Source organism: Paracoccus sp. SCSIO 75233, assembly GCF_027912675.1.
In the GTDB taxonomy this organism is placed as follows: domain Bacteria; phylum Pseudomonadota; class Alphaproteobacteria; order Rhodobacterales; family Rhodobacteraceae; genus Paracoccus.
Genome location: NZ_CP115757.1, coordinates 817,001 through 832,612, shown reverse-complemented (window position 1 = coordinate 832,612; position 15,612 = coordinate 817,001). Strand labels below are relative to the sequence as shown.

17 protein-coding genes, 1 tRNA gene and 2 pseudogenes are annotated in these 15,612 nt (G+C 57.5%); 15 read left to right on the top strand and 5 right to left on the bottom strand.

Annotated elements, in window-relative coordinates; translation table 11 throughout:
• Positions 1-63: 63 nt before the first annotated feature.
• Complete coding sequence (locus PAF12_RS04005; protein WP_271108713.1) at positions 64-435, top strand: DUF2237 family protein; 372 nt, start codon at positions 64-66, stop codon at positions 433-435.
• Positions 436-485: 50 nt separating this feature from the next.
• Here PAF12_RS04005 and trpB read toward each other — a convergent pair whose 3' ends face one another.
• Positions 486-1,715, bottom strand: coding sequence for a tryptophan synthase subunit beta (trpB, locus tag PAF12_RS04000; RefSeq protein WP_271108712.1), 1,230 nt, complete (start codon positions 1,713-1,715; stop codon positions 486-488).
• Positions 1,716-1,813: 98 nt separating this feature from the next.
• Here trpB and PAF12_RS03995 point away from each other — a divergent pair.
• From PAF12_RS03995 to PAF12_RS03975, 6 genes and pseudogenes are all read left to right on the top strand, one after another.
• Positions 1,814-1,903, top strand: a tRNA-Ser gene (locus PAF12_RS03995).
• Between the two features lie 145 nt (positions 1,904-2,048).
• Entirely contained in the window at positions 2,049-2,345 is a 297-nt protein-coding gene (locus PAF12_RS03990; protein WP_271108711.1) for an Arm DNA-binding domain-containing protein, read from the top strand.
• A 96-nt stretch (positions 2,346-2,441) separates the two neighbouring features.
• Positions 2,442-3,257 (top strand): site-specific integrase, encoded by an 816-nt coding sequence (locus tag PAF12_RS03985; protein WP_271108710.1) that lies wholly within the window; start codon positions 2,442-2,444, stop codon positions 3,255-3,257.
• Between the two features lie 170 nt (positions 3,258-3,427).
• A pseudogene (locus tag PAF12_RS03980) lies at positions 3,428-4,212 on the top strand (AAA family ATPase).
• 272 nt (positions 4,213-4,484) lie between these two features.
• The gene (locus tag PAF12_RS18990) at positions 4,485-4,580 is read left to right on the top strand and encodes a DUF3223 domain-containing protein (RefSeq protein ID WP_368045161.1); all 96 of its coding nucleotides are present in this window, start codon (positions 4,485-4,487) and stop codon (positions 4,578-4,580) included.
• A 62-nt stretch (positions 4,581-4,642) separates the two neighbouring features.
• Positions 4,643-5,400 (top strand): IS5 family transposase gene (locus PAF12_RS03975; RefSeq protein WP_271107826.1). Its coding sequence is split into 2 segments (ribosomal slippage): positions 4,643-4,967 and positions 4,967-5,400, totalling 759 coding nucleotides; the frame shifts between segments, so codons are not numbered across the junction.
• Here the strand turns inward: PAF12_RS03975 and PAF12_RS18985 are convergent.
• From PAF12_RS18985 to PAF12_RS03970, 3 genes are all read right to left on the bottom strand, one after another.
• Positions 5,395-5,592, bottom strand: coding sequence for a hypothetical protein (locus PAF12_RS18985; protein ID WP_368045168.1), 198 nt, complete (start codon positions 5,590-5,592; stop codon positions 5,395-5,397). The two genes, PAF12_RS03975 and PAF12_RS18985, sit on opposite strands and share 6 nt — an antisense overlap.
• Before the next feature lie 231 nt (positions 5,593-5,823).
• Positions 5,824-6,099, bottom strand: coding sequence for a hypothetical protein (locus tag PAF12_RS18980; RefSeq protein ID WP_368045160.1), 276 nt, complete (start codon positions 6,097-6,099; stop codon positions 5,824-5,826).
• A gap of 102 nt (positions 6,100-6,201) precedes the next feature.
• Complete coding sequence (locus PAF12_RS03970; protein WP_271108708.1) at positions 6,202-7,587, bottom strand: IS1182 family transposase; 1,386 nt, start codon at positions 7,585-7,587, stop codon at positions 6,202-6,204.
• A 478-nt stretch (positions 7,588-8,065) separates the two neighbouring features.
• Between PAF12_RS03970 and PAF12_RS03965 the strand changes: the two genes are divergently transcribed.
• The 8 genes and pseudogenes from PAF12_RS03965 to PAF12_RS03930 all read left to right on the top strand — a co-directional run bounded on the left by PAF12_RS03965 (position 8,066) and on the right by PAF12_RS03930 (position 14,984).
• Positions 8,066-9,316 carry an IS256 family transposase gene (locus PAF12_RS03965; RefSeq protein WP_017469024.1) on the top strand — a complete coding sequence of 417 codons (1,251 nt, stop codon included), beginning with the start codon at positions 8,066-8,068 and terminating at the stop codon, positions 9,314-9,316.
• Between the two features lie 964 nt (positions 9,317-10,280).
• Positions 10,281-10,469 carry a cbb3-type cytochrome oxidase assembly protein CcoS gene (gene ccoS / locus PAF12_RS03960; protein WP_271108707.1) on the top strand — a complete coding sequence of 63 codons (189 nt, stop codon included), beginning with the start codon at positions 10,281-10,283 and terminating at the stop codon, positions 10,467-10,469.
• Positions 10,466-12,121 (top strand): annotated as a pseudogene (gene ccoN, locus PAF12_RS03955) (cytochrome-c oxidase, cbb3-type subunit I). The gene ccoS and the pseudogene ccoN overlap by 4 nt, the downstream one beginning before the upstream one ends.
• A gap of 37 nt (positions 12,122-12,158) precedes the next feature.
• Positions 12,159-12,902: a cytochrome-c oxidase, cbb3-type subunit II gene (gene ccoO, locus PAF12_RS03950; protein WP_271108706.1), complete on the top strand. Its 744-nt coding sequence runs from the start codon at positions 12,159-12,161 to the stop codon at positions 12,900-12,902.
• 3 nt (positions 12,903-12,905) lie between these two features.
• Positions 12,906-13,076: a cbb3-type cytochrome c oxidase subunit 3 gene (locus PAF12_RS03945; protein ID WP_271108705.1), complete on the top strand. Its 171-nt coding sequence runs from the start codon at positions 12,906-12,908 to the stop codon at positions 13,074-13,076.
• Positions 13,067-13,945: a cytochrome-c oxidase, cbb3-type subunit III gene (ccoP, locus tag PAF12_RS03940; protein WP_271108704.1), complete on the top strand. Its 879-nt coding sequence runs from the start codon at positions 13,067-13,069 to the stop codon at positions 13,943-13,945. Before PAF12_RS03945 ends, ccoP begins: the two co-directional genes overlap by 10 nt.
• Positions 13,942-14,139, top strand: a complete 198-nt coding sequence (locus PAF12_RS03935) for a hypothetical protein (protein WP_271108703.1) — start codon at positions 13,942-13,944, stop codon at positions 14,137-14,139. The genes ccoP and PAF12_RS03935 overlap by 4 nt, the downstream gene beginning before the upstream one ends.
• Positions 14,133-14,984 carry a DUF2189 domain-containing protein gene (locus tag PAF12_RS03930; RefSeq protein ID WP_271108702.1) on the top strand — a complete coding sequence of 284 codons (852 nt, stop codon included), beginning with the start codon at positions 14,133-14,135 and terminating at the stop codon, positions 14,982-14,984. The genes PAF12_RS03935 and PAF12_RS03930 overlap by 7 nt, the downstream gene beginning before the upstream one ends.
• Before the next feature lie 54 nt (positions 14,985-15,038).
• On the opposite strand, the gene PAF12_RS03925 is transcribed toward PAF12_RS03930, so the two are convergent.
• Positions 15,039-15,446 carry an Rrf2 family transcriptional regulator gene (locus tag PAF12_RS03925; protein ID WP_271108701.1) on the bottom strand — a complete coding sequence of 136 codons (408 nt, stop codon included), beginning with the start codon at positions 15,444-15,446 and terminating at the stop codon, positions 15,039-15,041.
• Positions 15,447-15,612: the final 166 nt, after the last annotated feature.

Sequence of the window (15,612 nt, the reverse complement as noted above, 5' to 3'; positions counted from 1 at the left end):
GCTGACGCGTCTCTGCAGAGGTGATACGCTGTCGCGAGAAGCTATCTTTCCGGGGGCCGCGCGATGGAGCCATCTCTGAACGTCTTGGGGCAGCCATTGCAGCCCTGCTCGACCGACCCGATGACAGGATTTTTCCGCGACGGGTGCTGCAATACCGCGCCCGAGGATCGCGGCGGTCACACCGTCTGCGTCATCGTCACGGCCGAGTTTCTGGCCGTTTCAAAATATCTCGGCAACGATCTTTCAACCCCCCGCCCGGAGTTTCGCTTCCCCGGTCTGAAACCCGGTGATCGCTGGTGCGTCTGCGCAGCGCGCTTCCTGCAGGCCACGCAGGAATTTGCCGCGCCGAAAGTGGTGCTGGAGGCGACACATGCGCGCGCAACCGACATCGTACCTTTGGAGCTGTTGCGCGCCCATGCCGTGGAAGCGGAATAATTCACGCCAACCACAGCGCAGATCGCCAAGGCATCACGGCACCCGACGGGCTAGCCGCCCGCCTGCACCTCGACGCCCAAATGTTTGGCCACGGTGAAAATATCCTTGTCCCCCCGCCCCGACAGGTTGATGACCATCAGGTGATCTTTCGGCAGGTCCGGCGCGATTTTCATCACATGCGCAAGCGCGTGGCTGGGTTCGAGCGCGGGAATAATCCCCTCGGTCCGGCACAGAAGCTGAAATGCCTCCAGCGCCTCCTGATCGGTGACATAGACATATTCCGCCCGCTTTTGCTCATGCAGCCAGGCATGTTCCGGCCCGATGCCCGGATAATCCAGACCGGCACTGATCGAGTGGCCGTCGAGGATCTGCCCTTCAGCATCCTGCAACAGATAGGTGCGGTTCCCATGCAGAACGCCGGGCCGCCCGCCGGTCAGGGATGCGCAATGCTCCATCCGGTCGTCCACGCCATGACCACCCGCCTCGACACCGATGATCCGCACCTCCGGATCGTCGATAAACGGGTGAAACAAACCCATTGCGTTCGAGCCGCCGCCGATGCAGGCGATGACACTGTCCGGCAGCCGCCCTTCGGCCTGCATCATCTGATCGCGGGTTTCCCTCCCGATGACACATTGGAAATCGCGCACCATCTGCGGATAAGGATGCGGCCCGGCAACGGTGCCGATGCAATAAAACGTGTCGCGCACATTCGTGACCCAGTCGCGCAGCGCGTCATTCATCGCGTCCTTGAGCGTGCCCTTGCCGGAGGTCACCGGCACCACCTTCGCCCCCAGAAGCCGCATCCGGAACACGTTCGGCGCCTGCCGCTCGACATCCGTCGCCCCCATATAGACCACGCATTTCAGCCCGAACCGCGCGCAGACCGTCGCCGTCGCCACGCCGTGCTGCCCGGCCCCGGTTTCCGCGATGATCCGGGTCTTGCCCATGCGCCGCGCCAGCAGGATCTGACCCAGCACATTGTTGATCTTGTGGCTACCGGTGTGGTTGAGTTCCTCGCGTTTCAGATAAATCTTCGCCCCGCCAAGTTCTTCGGTCAGGCGCGGCGCGAAATAAAGCGGGCTGGGCCGGCCCACATAATGCCGCCACAGATCGTCCATCTGCGCGGTATATTCGGGATCGGCCTTGGCCCGTTCATATTCCGCCTGAAGATCGAGGATCAGCGGCATCAGCGTCTCGCTGACAAAGCGGCCACCGAAAATCCCGAAGCGCCCCTGCTCGTCCGGACCCTGGCTGAGAGAATTGATGCGATCTTCCATGCTGACCTCCTGTCGCTGCCCCATCTCGTAACGAAGCCCGCCCCGCCCGGCAAGCAGGGCTTGCAGAGTTCCCCGCCAACAGCTAATCCACCCCGACCGGAGGAGTGGCAGAGTGGTTTAATGCACCGGTCTTGAAAACCGACGTGGGTGAAAGTCCACCGTGGGTTCGAATCCCACCTCCTCCGCCACACTCAATTTTCCTGACATTTCCAGAAATTTACAACACGCTGAAATAAAGCAATATTTCAAGCATTCTCAGAGATTCACCATTCCCAACATTGCCTCAAAGTGTCTTCCAATGCATCATGTTAGGTGGATATATTGGTGGGCAGAATGTCACGACCGGCAAAGCCTCTGACGGCACGACAGGTCAGAACCTATCCGCCGGGACGATATGCCGATGGCAATGGATTATATCTGATTGTCGATGACTCCGGCGCAAGACGCTGGGTCGCGCGGGTGCAGGTCAGAGGCATGGTGACGGCAAGCGGGACACCGAAGCGGATGGAAATCGGTCTCGGCAACACGCAGATGCTGTCCCTGGACGAAGCCCGTGGCGAAGCGCTGAACCTTAAGAAGCTCGCGCGGGCTGGGGTGAACCCGCTTCAGGAAGAAATCCGCGACATCTAGGTTGGAGCAACTGATGCGAGACTGGGGGCACAGAACCAATCGACATGGCACAATGCGGAACATGCGCAGCAATGGATCAACACGCTTCAGACCTATGTGTTTCCGCTGATCGGTGGCATCCGCGTCGATCAGATCGAACAGCAGCATGTGCTGAACTGTGTCGAGCCGATCTGGACCACCAAGAATGAAACCGCACAGCGGGTCATGCAACGGATCGGCAAGGTGTTGGATGTTGCCTGTGCCAGACAGTATCGCAGCGGCGAGAACCCTGTGGATGTGATCAAGCGCGCCAATATTCTCCAGCGGGGGGCTGGCGGCAGTCGCGGCAATCACTCTGCCCTGCCTTGGGCCGAGCTTCCGGCTTTCTGGGACCAGTTGCGCGAACAGGATGGGACAGCAGCGCTGGCGCTGCAATTTACCATCCTGACAACGGCACGAACCAGCGAGACGCTTGGGGCGGTCTGGTCGGAGATCGATCTGGAGGCGCGGACATGGACGGTTCCCGCCAGCCGCATGAAGGCGAAGAAACCCCACACCGCGCCGCTCTGCGAGGCGGTCATCGATCTTCTGAACCGCATGCACAACACAAGGCGTGGCGACCTGCTTTTCGAAGGGCAGAAGGCCGGAAGGCCGATGTCGAATATGACCATGGCCGCGCTGTTACGCCGTATGGGACGATCCGACATCACGGTTCACGGTTTTCGCTCCAGCTTCCGGGACTGGTGCGGCGATCACGGGGTTGACCGGACATTGGCGGAATTATCGCTCGCCCATACGGTTGGCAATGCCGTGGAGCAAGCCTATGCGCGCTCTGAAATGCTTGAGCGGCGGCGTGAGGTCATGGAAGATTGGGGACAATTCGTGACGGGAGCCGATCACGGGCGAACAGGACACCGCGCAGCGCTGGCCTGACATGCTGGTGTTCTGGGAAATCTCTGCAATCTTGCAGAGAAAAGTGGTGCAAAGGTGGCCGAAATTCATAGGAAACACAAAATAATGAACAATCAACCTGTACACTTGTTTAGCTTCAATTCTGTCGCTGCGAATGCTCTCATGAGCAAGGAATTCCCTCCACGGGTTTTATGATTGAAGGAATACAACCAAAGGGCCTCAGCCTGCTGGCAGCGAAGCCCAAGGAGGGAAAATCATGGCTCGGTCTGGATAAGGCACAAGCTGTCGCGCAGGCAGAGCTTTGGAACGGGCTTGCAACCAAGCAAGGCGACGTTCTCTACCTCGCCCTCGAAGACAACGAGCGACGTCTTCAGCAGCGTCTTATAGATTGGGATTGCAAGACGCTGATCTGTCTTCGCTGTCGTTTGCGACAGAAAGTCCGCAGATCGGCAGTGATTTCGAAAGCGCGGCCGCAAGTTGGGTAGAAACTTCCGAGAACACACAGTTTTTGATTATCGACACATATTCTAAGGTTAAACCGCCAAAAACCGGTGCCACCGACGACAATGAGCGTGAATACAAAATCTTGTCTCAACTCAAAGCAATGACCGACCAGCATGGTCTGGCAACTGTGCTGGTACACCACCAAAATAAGAGCTTCACAGAAGACCCCTATGACTCTGTTCTTGGATCAACCGCAATCACCGGTGCCGTCGACTCGATTATCCTACTCCACGGAACACCCTCGGGAACCGTTCTCATGGGCAAGGGCCGTGACATCGAGTCATTCGAATATGCAGTTGATTTTGAAGATTTCCGCTGGAAAATTCTGGGACGTCCAAACGAAGTTTACATTGCTGCGACGCGGCAGAAGATTCTTGATGGCATCGGAGATGAGGTCGTAGGTCCGAAAGAACTGGCTGAGACGCTTGGCTTGGATCACGAAAATGTTAGAAAAAACTGCAGAGAATGGTAAAGGACGGCCAGTTAACGAAAGAAAATCGCGGACGCTACGCAAAAGCAAAACTACAATGATAGAGGTTAAAAATGTATGAAATCGGGACAAAATCATTCCGCACAAAAAAGAAATATCAAATTTTGTATTAGAAATCCTTCATAGAACCGAAATTGGTGAAGATGTTTCTTTAGCAGATAGGTTATTTGTAGAAGAACTCTTCAAATTCCATCCGTACTATTTGAAGTGAATACGAGAATTTGAAATTATCGGCGTCACGGTTGATTTGAACAATGGGGGGAACAAGGTCTTTTTACATAACTTATAGTGATGGACACAAAGAGAATTTCAGCACCAAGAAGTGTATTAAAAATCTTCGAAAAACCTAGGCTCCAGACCCATTGATTTCGTGCGTTTGACGTGATTCAGGCTCCGCAAGGAGATCTGATGAATGTGCAATCTTTTCTGGCTGACGGACGCGCAGATGGCGCGTCTGAAACCGTTCTTTCCCAAAAGTCACGGCAAGCCACGCGTTGATGACCGTCGCGTGTTGAGTGGAATAATATTCATCAATCGCAACGGGTTGCGATGGTGCGATGCGCCGAGGGAATACGGCCCGGCAAAGACGCTCTATAACCGCTGGAAGCGCTGGTGCGAGAACGGCGTCTTCGCCCGGATCATGATGGGCCTGGCCGCTGAGAGTGCCGAACACAAGACGATCATGATCGATGCGACTTACCTGAAAGCACATCGCACGGCCTCAAGCCTGCGGGTCAAAAAGGGGGGCGCGCGCGCCAGATAGGGCGCACGAAAGGCGGCATGAACACGAAACTGCATGCCGTCACCGATGCGAAAGGACGCCCAATCCAGTTCTTCATGTCGGCCGGGCAAGTGAGCGACTACACTGGCGCGGCAGCGCTGCTGGGCAGTTTGCCAAAGGCCGGCTGGATGCTTGCGGACAGGGGCTATGACGCCGATTGGTTTCGGGAAGCGTTGAAAGACAAGGGGATAAAGGTTTGCATCCCCGGCCGAAAGTCCCGCAAGAAGGCGATCAAATACGACAAGCGGCGCTACAAACGTCGCAACCGCATCGAGATCATGTTCGGTCGCCTCAAGGACTGGCGCCGCGTGGCCACTCGATACGACCGATGCCCCGAAACATTCTTCTCTGCAATCCTGCTCGCCGCCACCGTCATCTTCTGGTTATGATCGGGAACGAGTCCTGACCCTAGAAACTTGGGCATCAGAAATCGTTTGTGGGCACTTGGAGCGATATTCGTTGGAAAAGTGCTTGATCCTGTGCTCAGTAAACCGACGCTGCCATCTGCAGACCATGTGTTCAAAATGCCCGAGCTCGACAGCGGCCTCATTGCTTGTCCGACCATCAGCACATCTCAGAATAATCCGGCGCCTGTCTTACCGAGATCGCTCCGCGTTTTGCTTACGAAACAGCAAGCCCAAAACCGCATGTCTCATCGCTAAGTTCAATCTCCACTGATCTCCGGCCGCGGATTTTCATCACCGTAGTTTATTAACTATATGATAAAAAATATTTATGATGACCCACACTTTCGCAGGAAGCCTTCTCGCTGCTGCTCTCGGATCTCGCGAGATGGACGATGGGTTGGTCCATCAGCGGTATAGCCGGTCAGACTCGCTTCGGGCGTTCGAATCCTGATCTTGCTGCTTATCAGTCCTGTAGAATTCCTCGAAGAACCGCGCCAAACCAGCCAAAGCGACATAATGGACGCGACCGAGTGAAATACAGTGATGAGTACCGGGGCCAAGCGTTCTTAGTTTATTCGAAGCCTTATCGAAGAATCCCGAGCGCCGCTCCAGAACGTGCAATCTTGCCCATATGCAGTTTTTGGTAGAATGATCGCGAAGCAGGGCGACAGAAACAGTCATCTCGGTGAATTCCGGCGTCTGCTTATAGCCGATTCTGTTGAAAAACCCGGCGTGTTGAGCGGTTTGTTTGCGTGGTGACTTTGGCCGCAAGCCTTTCTGGTGTCAGGCTTTTCGCGGATGCTGCGGTGCGGGAAAGATCTTGGCGAGTTTTCGGAGGTTCTGGGCTGCGGCTGCGAGGAGGAATTCGTCGCTTGCGCCGCATGGTCCTCGCAGTCGGAGCCGTCCGAGGCCGAGGATGCGCTTGAGGTGGGCAAACAGCATCTCGACCTTCTTTCGCAGCTTCATCGAGATCTCGTATTGGCGGGTCTTGGCGATGTCCCGGGCGATCTGGCGCGCATCTTCGTGCTCCTCGCGGGTGATGGATCTGGCATCGGCGTTCGGGCAGCACTTCTGTTTCGATGGGCAGGCCTGGCAGGTCAGTTTCAGCGCGCGGTATTTGGCGGTTCCCTTGCCGGTCGGGCCGCGGTTCGGGTCCGAATAGTTGCGGCGGAACTGTTTGAGCGCATGTCCTTCCGGGCAGATATACTGGTCGTTCTCGGCTTCCCATTCAAAGTCGGCCCGGGTCCATGTTCCATTGGGGCGGCCGGATTTGTCGAAGACAGGGATGTGTGGTGCGATGCCTTGGTCAGCCAGCCAGCCCAGCATCGGCCCTGTGCCATAGGCGGTGTCGGCGATCAGGCGTTCAGGGCGAAGATCGAACCTGTCCCTCACCCGCTTCAGCATGGTTTTGGTTGATCCGACTTCGGCCTGCCGGATTGATCGTGTCGCCTCGACATCGACAATCACGCCATGATCCGTGTCGATCAGGTAATTGTCGGAATAGCTGAAGAATGCCGGTCCCTTACGCGCCGCCGTCCACTGGCTGGCCGGATCGGAATGCGAGGTGAATTTCGGCCGGACCTCGCTGGCGGCGCCAAATGCGGCCTTGTCCAACGTGTCAAGGTATTCACGCACGGCGCGGGGCGCGTCCGACGGGTCTATCAGCGTTGCATCCCAATCTTCCTTCGCTGTCGAGTTCTGCTTATTGGCATCCGCCTCGATCAGGCTGGCATCCACGGCCAGTCGGTGCCCGCTCACCAACCCCTCCGCGATACAGCGCGCGACGGTGGTTTCAAACAGATGCCGCAGCAACTCGCTCTCGCGGAACCGCCCGTGCCGGTTCTTGGAGAACGTCGAGTGATCCGACACCCGGTCGGTCAGGTCCAAACGGCAGAACCAGCGATAGGCGAGGTTCAGATGCACCTCTTCGCACAGCCGCCGCTCGGACCGGATGCCGAAGCAATAGCCGACCAGAAGCATGCGGATCAGAAGTTCGGGATCGACCGAGGGGCGGCCCGTATGGCTATAGAAATCCGCCAGGTGAGCCCGAATACTGTCCAGATCGACAAAGCGATCAATCGACCGCAGCAGATGGTCCTGCGGGACATGATCCTCAAGCGAAAACTCGTAAAACAGCGCCCCTTGCGATTCCTGCCGTGAACCCATCATCGACGATCCTCCCGCCCAACAACGGAATTGAATCAGCGACCAGTCCACCAATCAAGCAGAGTTTTTCAACAAAATAAGCCGAAAACTCTTTTTGGCAGACAGGATCGCCGATCCTGCCACAATTCGCCAAACCGGGCCGGTTCACAGGGACTGGCCTCGCCAACCACTGCCTTTTGGAGAAGCCCTTTCAGTTCGTGGCTCATGGGTACAGTCTGACGCGTGCCGTCTAACAATATGCCCGCGCCGGTATCACAGTGACGCATACCAACCAGAGCATTGATATCCGCACCAAAGAACATCAGGTTACGGCGGGCGAAGCAGTGCTTTGTGCCGATGCTGTGAAAACCGCTGGGGCCGGACACGCCCGTTGCGCACCTAGGTACGAGTAACGCGCGAAAGTTGGTGATGCCCTGAGGGGCGGCATATCATGGCGGTGTTCAGACGCCGTCAATTCTCAGCCGAGAAAGGGATATGCCACATGTCGGAGACTACCATCAGCACGCTGCCCGATCCATCGGGGTTTTCGCCGGATCCGCTGACGGACCTCATCCGGGAGGGTGCGCGCAAGCTGATCGAACAAGCGGTTGAGGCCGAGCTGGCAACGCTCCTCGCCGCGTTCGCTGAGGAAAGGCTCGATGACGGTCGGGCCAGGCTGGTGCGGCACGGACATTTGCCGGAGCGCGAAATCCTGACCGGGATCGGTCCGGTCGCCGTGAAGGTGCCGCGGGTGCGGGATCGCAAGCCGGGAGCGGAGAGGATCTCCTTCACGCCCAGCATCCTGCCGCGCTACCTGCGCAAGGCCAAATCGGTCGAGGAACTGCTGCCCTGGCTCTACCTCAAGGGGGTCTCCACCGGCGATTTCGGCGAGGCGCTGGCCGCCCTTCTGGGGCCGGACGCCAAGGGCCTGTCGGCCAAGACCGTCACCCGCCTGAAAGCCAACTGGTGGTCCGAATACGAGGCTTGGGAGAAGCGCGACCTCGGAACCCGGCGGTTCCTCTACATCTGGGCCGACGGTGTCTACTTCAAGCCGCGCATGGCCGAGGAAAAGCAATGCGTTCTGGTCATCGTCGGGGCGGATGAATACGGCCGGAAGGAACTGCTGGCCATGACCGACGGCTTCCGCGAGAGCACCCAGAGCTGGCGCGAGGTGCTGCTCGATCTCAAGCGGCGCGGCCTCACGCAGGATCCCAAGCTCGCGATCGGCGACGGTGCCCTCGGCTTCTGGACGGCCCTGCGCGAAGTCTTCCCCACGACGCAGGAGCAGCGGTGCTGGCTGCACAAGACCATGAACGTGCTGAACGCGCTGCCGAAATCGGCGCAGGCCAGGGCCAAAGGACACCTGCACGACATCTGGCAGGCCGGGACAAAGGCCGAAGCCAACGTCGCCTTCAACTTCTTCGTCGAAACCTACGGCGTGAAATGGGACAAGGCGGTGGCCAAGCTGGTCAAGGACCGGGACGCGCTGCTGACCCTCTACGACTATCCGGCCGAGCACTGGAAACATATCCGGACGTCAAATCCGATCGAGAGCACCTTCGCCACCGTCCGGCACCGCACCCGGCGAACCAAGGGCTGCCTGAGCCGAAAGACCGGGCTCGCCATGGCCTTCCGGCTGATGATGTCGGCGCAGAAGAAATGGCGGAGGCTCGACGGCCGGAACCGCCTGCCAGAGGTCATCAGCGGGGTTGAGTTCCGCGACGGCGTCCGCCACATTCAAGCTGCCGCCTGATCAAGCGTCACCAACTTTCGAGCATATCTCCCTAGGTACCGCCGCCGTGGCACCGATCGTGCCTTAGTTCTGAGCGTTGCGCAGATGCACCTCGATGCCCCACCCCCGCTCGGGGGCTCATCCGGGTAGAGCGCCGGCAATCCGGCGCAAGCAATCAGCCATGCGGTCGCCACCACGCCACAGGAATGCCCGGAGAGGCGCACCGCATCTCCATAACGATAATGAAGAGTGCCGTTTTCTGCTGCGCCAAAAAAAACCGCAAGATGATCATGCAAACCGATTGCTGGAACCTCAGCTAAACATAGCGGGAATGTCACTTCATTTTCTCCATAGTTGCCATCGCTTAACCGGCGACGGTCCTTCGGCCAATAATCTGCAGACATTCAGCGAAACCGGGCGCATCGGTTCTCGAAACTGTAACGCATGCAAGGACATGGCTCCAAGCCTGCCTGACCGCTTTGGAAAAGAGTTCAGCTCCGGCATCACCGCCGCGAACCATCAAACCCGCGCGGATCGCTTAACTTCAGCGACCGCCACTTGAATAAGTATTTAAAATACCATTTAATGTTTGAGACAGGCGCCTACCCATCCTGAACGAGTGATCGAGTTTAACCATGACAAAATCAGGCGGCCAAATATCAGCCAATAGGCTGTATTTGAATATTAATTATGATTACAGACCATCGCTTTCCAGGGGAGACCGACACCGCAAGTTGACGCATCTTCCGGTCAAAACGGATCCCCAAAATGTAACGCCGAATCCCATGCAACCTGTTTCCGGCAAGGTCGGGACGAAGTTGGCCATCTTTACCAGCGTGCAACTTTTTCGATTATTTTTAAGGTCAACAACGCTGGCCGCGCCCAAAATCAGCGACATCAGGCCTGACTGCACAACCTTATTGGATCATGCGCGCGGCAGATGGTCGCATCACGCTGGAAAAGTGCCGTACTGCGGGGGCCGAGCATGAGTTACTTTTTCCTGATCCCGATCACTCTCTTTATGGGCAGTGTCGGGCTGCTGGCGTTTTTCTGGAGCCTCCGTACCGGCCAGTATGAAGATCTGACCGGCGACGCACAGCGCATCCTTTTCGATGATGACGACAGACCTCTCCCGTCCGGGCTTCCGCCGGAAAAGAAGGAGCCACGGCAATGATATCAAAACTTACGCAAGCAGAGCGACAATACGCCCTTGCGATCTGCATCATGGTGACGTTGACCGGGCTGTTGATGGCTGCGGTCGGGAATGGCGATCTGATGGGTTCGCAGGGTTGGGTCGTTCTCATTTATGGCGCCGTTCTGTCGTTGATTTTGCTGCGACGCATCGGAGAGCCAGAACCTCCGTACGAAAATCGCATCGAGAGCTATTACGACGACCCAACCAAAGTCGGCATCATTCTTTCCCTGATTTGGGCGGTGATCGGCATGGGTGTGGGGGTCTGGGTTGCCGCCATGCTGGCCTGGCCGGAACTGCGCTTCGATGCTGCATGGTCCAGTTTTGGCAGAATACGACCGGTTCATACCTCTGGCGTCATCTTTGGCTTTGGCGGCAATGCGCTGATTGCCACGTCGTTCCATATCATGCAGCGAACCTCGCGGGCACGGATGCCCAGCCAACTCATGCCGTGGTTCGTGCTGTTGGGCTACAACCTGTTCTGCGTCGTCGCTGCTAGCGGATATGTCATGGGGGTTACCCAATCCAAGGAATATGCAGAGCCGGAGTGGTATGCCGATATCTGGCTGGTGGTGGTCTGGGTGACCTACTTCGTCCTTTACATCCGAACGCTGGCCCGCCGGAACGAGCCGCATATCTATGTCGCCAACTGGTACTACATGGCTTTCATTCTGGTCGTGGCGATGCTGCATATCGTCAATAACCTCGCCGTTCCGGCCAGCCTGACAGGGGCGAAAAGCTACTCGCTGTTTTCAGGTGTGCAGGACGCCATGACACAGTGGTGGTATGGCCATAATGCCGTGGCCTTCTTCCTGACATCGGGCTTTCTGGGCATGCTGTATTATTTCCTGCCCAAGCGGGCCGAACGTCCGATCTATTCTTATCGTTTGTCGATCCTGTCCTTCTGGGGGATTACCTTCTTTTACATGTGGGCGGGTTCGCACCATCTGCATTACACGGCGCTGCCACATTGGGTTCAGACATTGGGAATGACCTTCTCGGTCATGCTGCTGGTGCCGTCATGGGCCTCGGCCGGGAACGCCCTGCTGACACTGAACGGGGCATGGCACAAGGTGCGCGACGACGCCACTTTGCGTTTCATGATGGTCGCCGCCGTCTTCTATGGTCTGTCCACATTCGAAGGGTCCTTCATGGCGATCCGTCCAGTCAACAGCCTGTCGCATTATACTGACTGGACCGTCGGCCACGTCCATGCCGGGGCAATGGGCTGGGTTGCACTGATCAGCTTCGGGTCGATTTACGCGGTTGTCCCGCTGCTCTGGCGGCGGGAAGGCATGTATTCGCGGAAAGCGGTAGAATGACATTTCTGGCTGGCCCTTGCGGGAACCGTTATCTACGTCTTCGCGATGTGGAACAGCGGGGTCATACAGGGCCTGATGTGGCGGACCTATACCGAGGCAGGCACACTGCAATACTCGTTCCTCCAAAGCATGATGGCAATGCATCCCTACTATATCGCGCGGGCATTCGGCGGGCTGTTGTTCCTGACCGGCGCATGCATCGCATTGTGGAATGTCACCATGACAGTCCGCCAGGCGCCGCAATTTGTGCCAAAGCGGGATCACCCGACACCATCCAAAACAAGTGAACCGGCGCTGCCGGCTGCGGAGTAACGCAATGCTGGACAGATTGCTAAAACCGTTTAAGCGCATGTTCGATTTTCAGGCGCGAACCCACTACCGGACAGAGCGGCATTCAATGGCGTTGGCATTGGGCATCATCGCCGTGGCAAGCGTTGGCGGCATGGTCGAGATCGCGCCGCTGTTCACCATAGACGAAACCGTTGAAACCGCCGCCGATATGCGGCTCTATACACCGTTGGAACAGGCCGGGCGCGATATCTATATCCGTGAGGGTTGCTATGCCTGTCACAGCCAGATGATCCGGACACTTCGCGATGAGGTAGAACGCTACGGACCTTATTCACTCGCCGCCGAAAGCCAATACGATCATCCAATGCTGTGGGGCTCAAAGAGGACCGGACCCGATCTGGCACGGATCGGCGGAAAATATTCGGATGACTGGCAGAGCCGTCACCTGATCGATCCACGCTCCGTCGTGCCGCAATCAGTCATGCCCAGCTACGCTTTCCTGCAGCGTGAAGTTCTGGAGACCGCCAGCCTTCCGCCGCGGCTTGCAGCCTTACGGACGGTTGGCGTGCCGTATTCGGAAGAACAGATCGCCAATGCAACCACAGACGCATTGGCACAAGCCCGGCCTGATGGCGGTGCTGTCGATGGCGTCATCGACCGCTACGGCGAGGCGACCAATATCCGGGTGTTCGATGGCGATCCGGGTCGGGTGACGGAAATGGATGCGCTGGTCGCCTATCTCCAGATCCTCGGACGGCTGACCAGTCTACCCTACGAAATTGAGCAGATTGTGGAGAATTAACCGATGGAGATCACGCATGACCTTCTGGTCGGTCTCGCCAAATCACTCGGGCTTTTTTACCTGATGGCAATGTTCATCGCAGCCGCGATCTACGCTTTCTGGCCGTCTTTGCAGGGACGCTTCGACCGTGCCGCCAACAGTGTTCTCGATGATGAGGACGGGCCATGTCGGTGAAGGAGCGCGATCCGCTGACCGGGCATCTGACCACCGGGCATGAATGGGACGGGATTGTCGAGCTGAACACACCGGTTCCTCGCCCGGTGTGGTTTTTCATCGCCACGACGGCCATCTGGTCCTTTATCATCTGGCTATTGCTGCCGACATGGCCGCTGGTCTCGACCTATACCAAGGGCTTGTTGTCCACTGATCAGCGAAAGGAGGTCGAGCAGGCCGTTCTGGAAGCTGACGAAGCGCGCGCTGACTGGGCCGCCCGGATCACCGATCTTCCGGTCGAGAAGATACTGGCCGACCCGGATCTGGCCGAGATCGTCCGCACCTCCGGACCGCAGCTTTTCGGTGACAATTGTGCCGCCTGTCATGGCCTCGATGCCAATGGCGGTCCCGGATTTCCGAGCCTGACCGACTCCGCATGGCTATGGGGCGGCGAGTTCGACACGGTGATGGAGACCATTCGCGTCGGAATCAACAGCGATCATCCGGAGACCCGTTTCGGCCAGATGATGGCGTTCGGACGCGACGGCATCCTGTCACGAGACGATATACGCGCGGTCGCAGCCTATGTCCGAAGCCTGTCAGGGACCTCCGGCCTCTCCGCCCAGGCGGAGCAGGGAAAATCGCTGTTTGCCGATAATTGCGTGACCTGCCATGCCGAGGACGGCAGCGGCGACATTGCAATGGGCGCGCCGGATCTGACCGATGATTTCTGGATCTATGGCGGGAGCAGCAGGGAGTTGTTCGACACGATTTTCGGTGGCCGCCAAGGGTGGATGCCCGCATGGGAAGAACGTCTGCCTGAAACGGAACGAAAGATATTGGCGATTTATTTGGAAGAGCTCGGCCAGCAGGACGGTAACCCTCAATGAGACAGGTATTCTATCGCGATTTCTGGACGGGTTCACGGCTGTTTGCGCTGGCAGCGACCGCCCTGACCATCGCAATCTTCATTGGGGCGAATATTCATCTGATCTCTGTCGCCTTCTCGTCGCGACCGGATTGCGTCCTTCAACCCAAACTGGAAGGCGTCGCGACACTGCGTGCGGCGAAGCCATCATGTTAAGTGATCATACCGCTCCTCCGCCGCCTGAAGCCAGCGATAACCCCGGTCTTATTCCCGATGTCGTCCCGCCTCTGCCCGTCGAGAACCGGATGGCGCGGGACCTGCCCTGGCAGACAGCAGGGCAATGGCTGAATCTGGGGTGGTCGGACCTGCGCACCAACCCGTTGCCAAGTCTGATTTACGGATTCGGGGTTTTCCTGACCTCGGCCCTTGTCGTCTGGCTTCTGTATCGGTTTCGCCTGGACTATGCGTTGTTCCCTGCCCTTGCCGGTTTTCTGGTCATAGGTCCGCTAGTGGCAAACGGGCTTTATATCAAAAGCCGAAACCTCGAAGCGGGGCGCAGGACATCGATCGGAGAAATGGTATTTGTAAAACCGCGCTCGACTGTTTCGACCTTTTTCATGGGCGTGATCCTGCTTCTGCTGTTTCTCTTGTGGAACCGCGCCGCCGTTCTGCTATGGGCACTGTTTTTTGGTGTGCAGCCTTTTCCCGGCATGGATGAAATTGTCCAAACGCTTTTCACCACGCCGAGAGGTCTGTCGCTGCTGCTGGTCGGCGGCGCTGTGGGCGCACTCTTCGCAGCGTTTTCCTTTGCGATAAGTGTGTTCGCCGTGCCTATGCTGCTTGATGAACGGACCGATGCACTCTCTGCCCTTGGGACCAGTATGGCGATGGTTTGGAACAATCGGCCGGTCATGATCGCCTGGGGTGCAATCGTGCTAACGCTGTTTATCCTCTGTATCACCACAGCGCTGCTTGGCCTGATTATTGTCTTTCCATTGCTCGGTCACGGGACATGGCATGCCTATCGCGCGCTGAGACCACGGGACGAGCATCCTCAATAAGCGCCGCGAGTGTTTGTTGGTCCCGCCTGATCCGCCAACCCGATCTTACCGCCATCACATCGGTTGCGGGACGATATCCGCCAGCGTTGAGCGGTCGAGATCGGCAAGGAACGCAGTTTCAGCCAATCGCAACCGCGTTTTCAGACCGCAGCAGCCTGCGAAGATGCAGTCGCTGCCGCCGGGCCGGAAACACTCGACCAGCGGCTGCTTTTCCTCAAGCAGACGAACCAGCCCTCCCAACCGTAGCTGGTCCGGTGCCTGTTTCAACGTCGCCCCTCCGCCGCCGCCGCGCCGCGTCTGAACAATTCCGGCACGGGCGAGATGCTGCATGATCTTGGTCAGGTGATTACGCGGTAGCTGCAGTTCTTCGGCCAGTTCAGCCGTGGAGACAGATTCTCCCGGCTGCTTGGCCAAAACCATCAGCATCCGCAAACCGTAATCGGTGAAAGACGTCAGACGCATTAATCGATCCAATTGTTGAATTAACATACGCAGTGCATATTAAAGCAGGCGGCGGAAGTGATGGCCAGAAGTTAGCGCTATGCCGAACTGACGAAAGTCAAGTCGCCTAAACAAATGCCGAACTAGTATCTTCCTGCGCCGGTCCCAATTTGACCAGGTTTGGCGC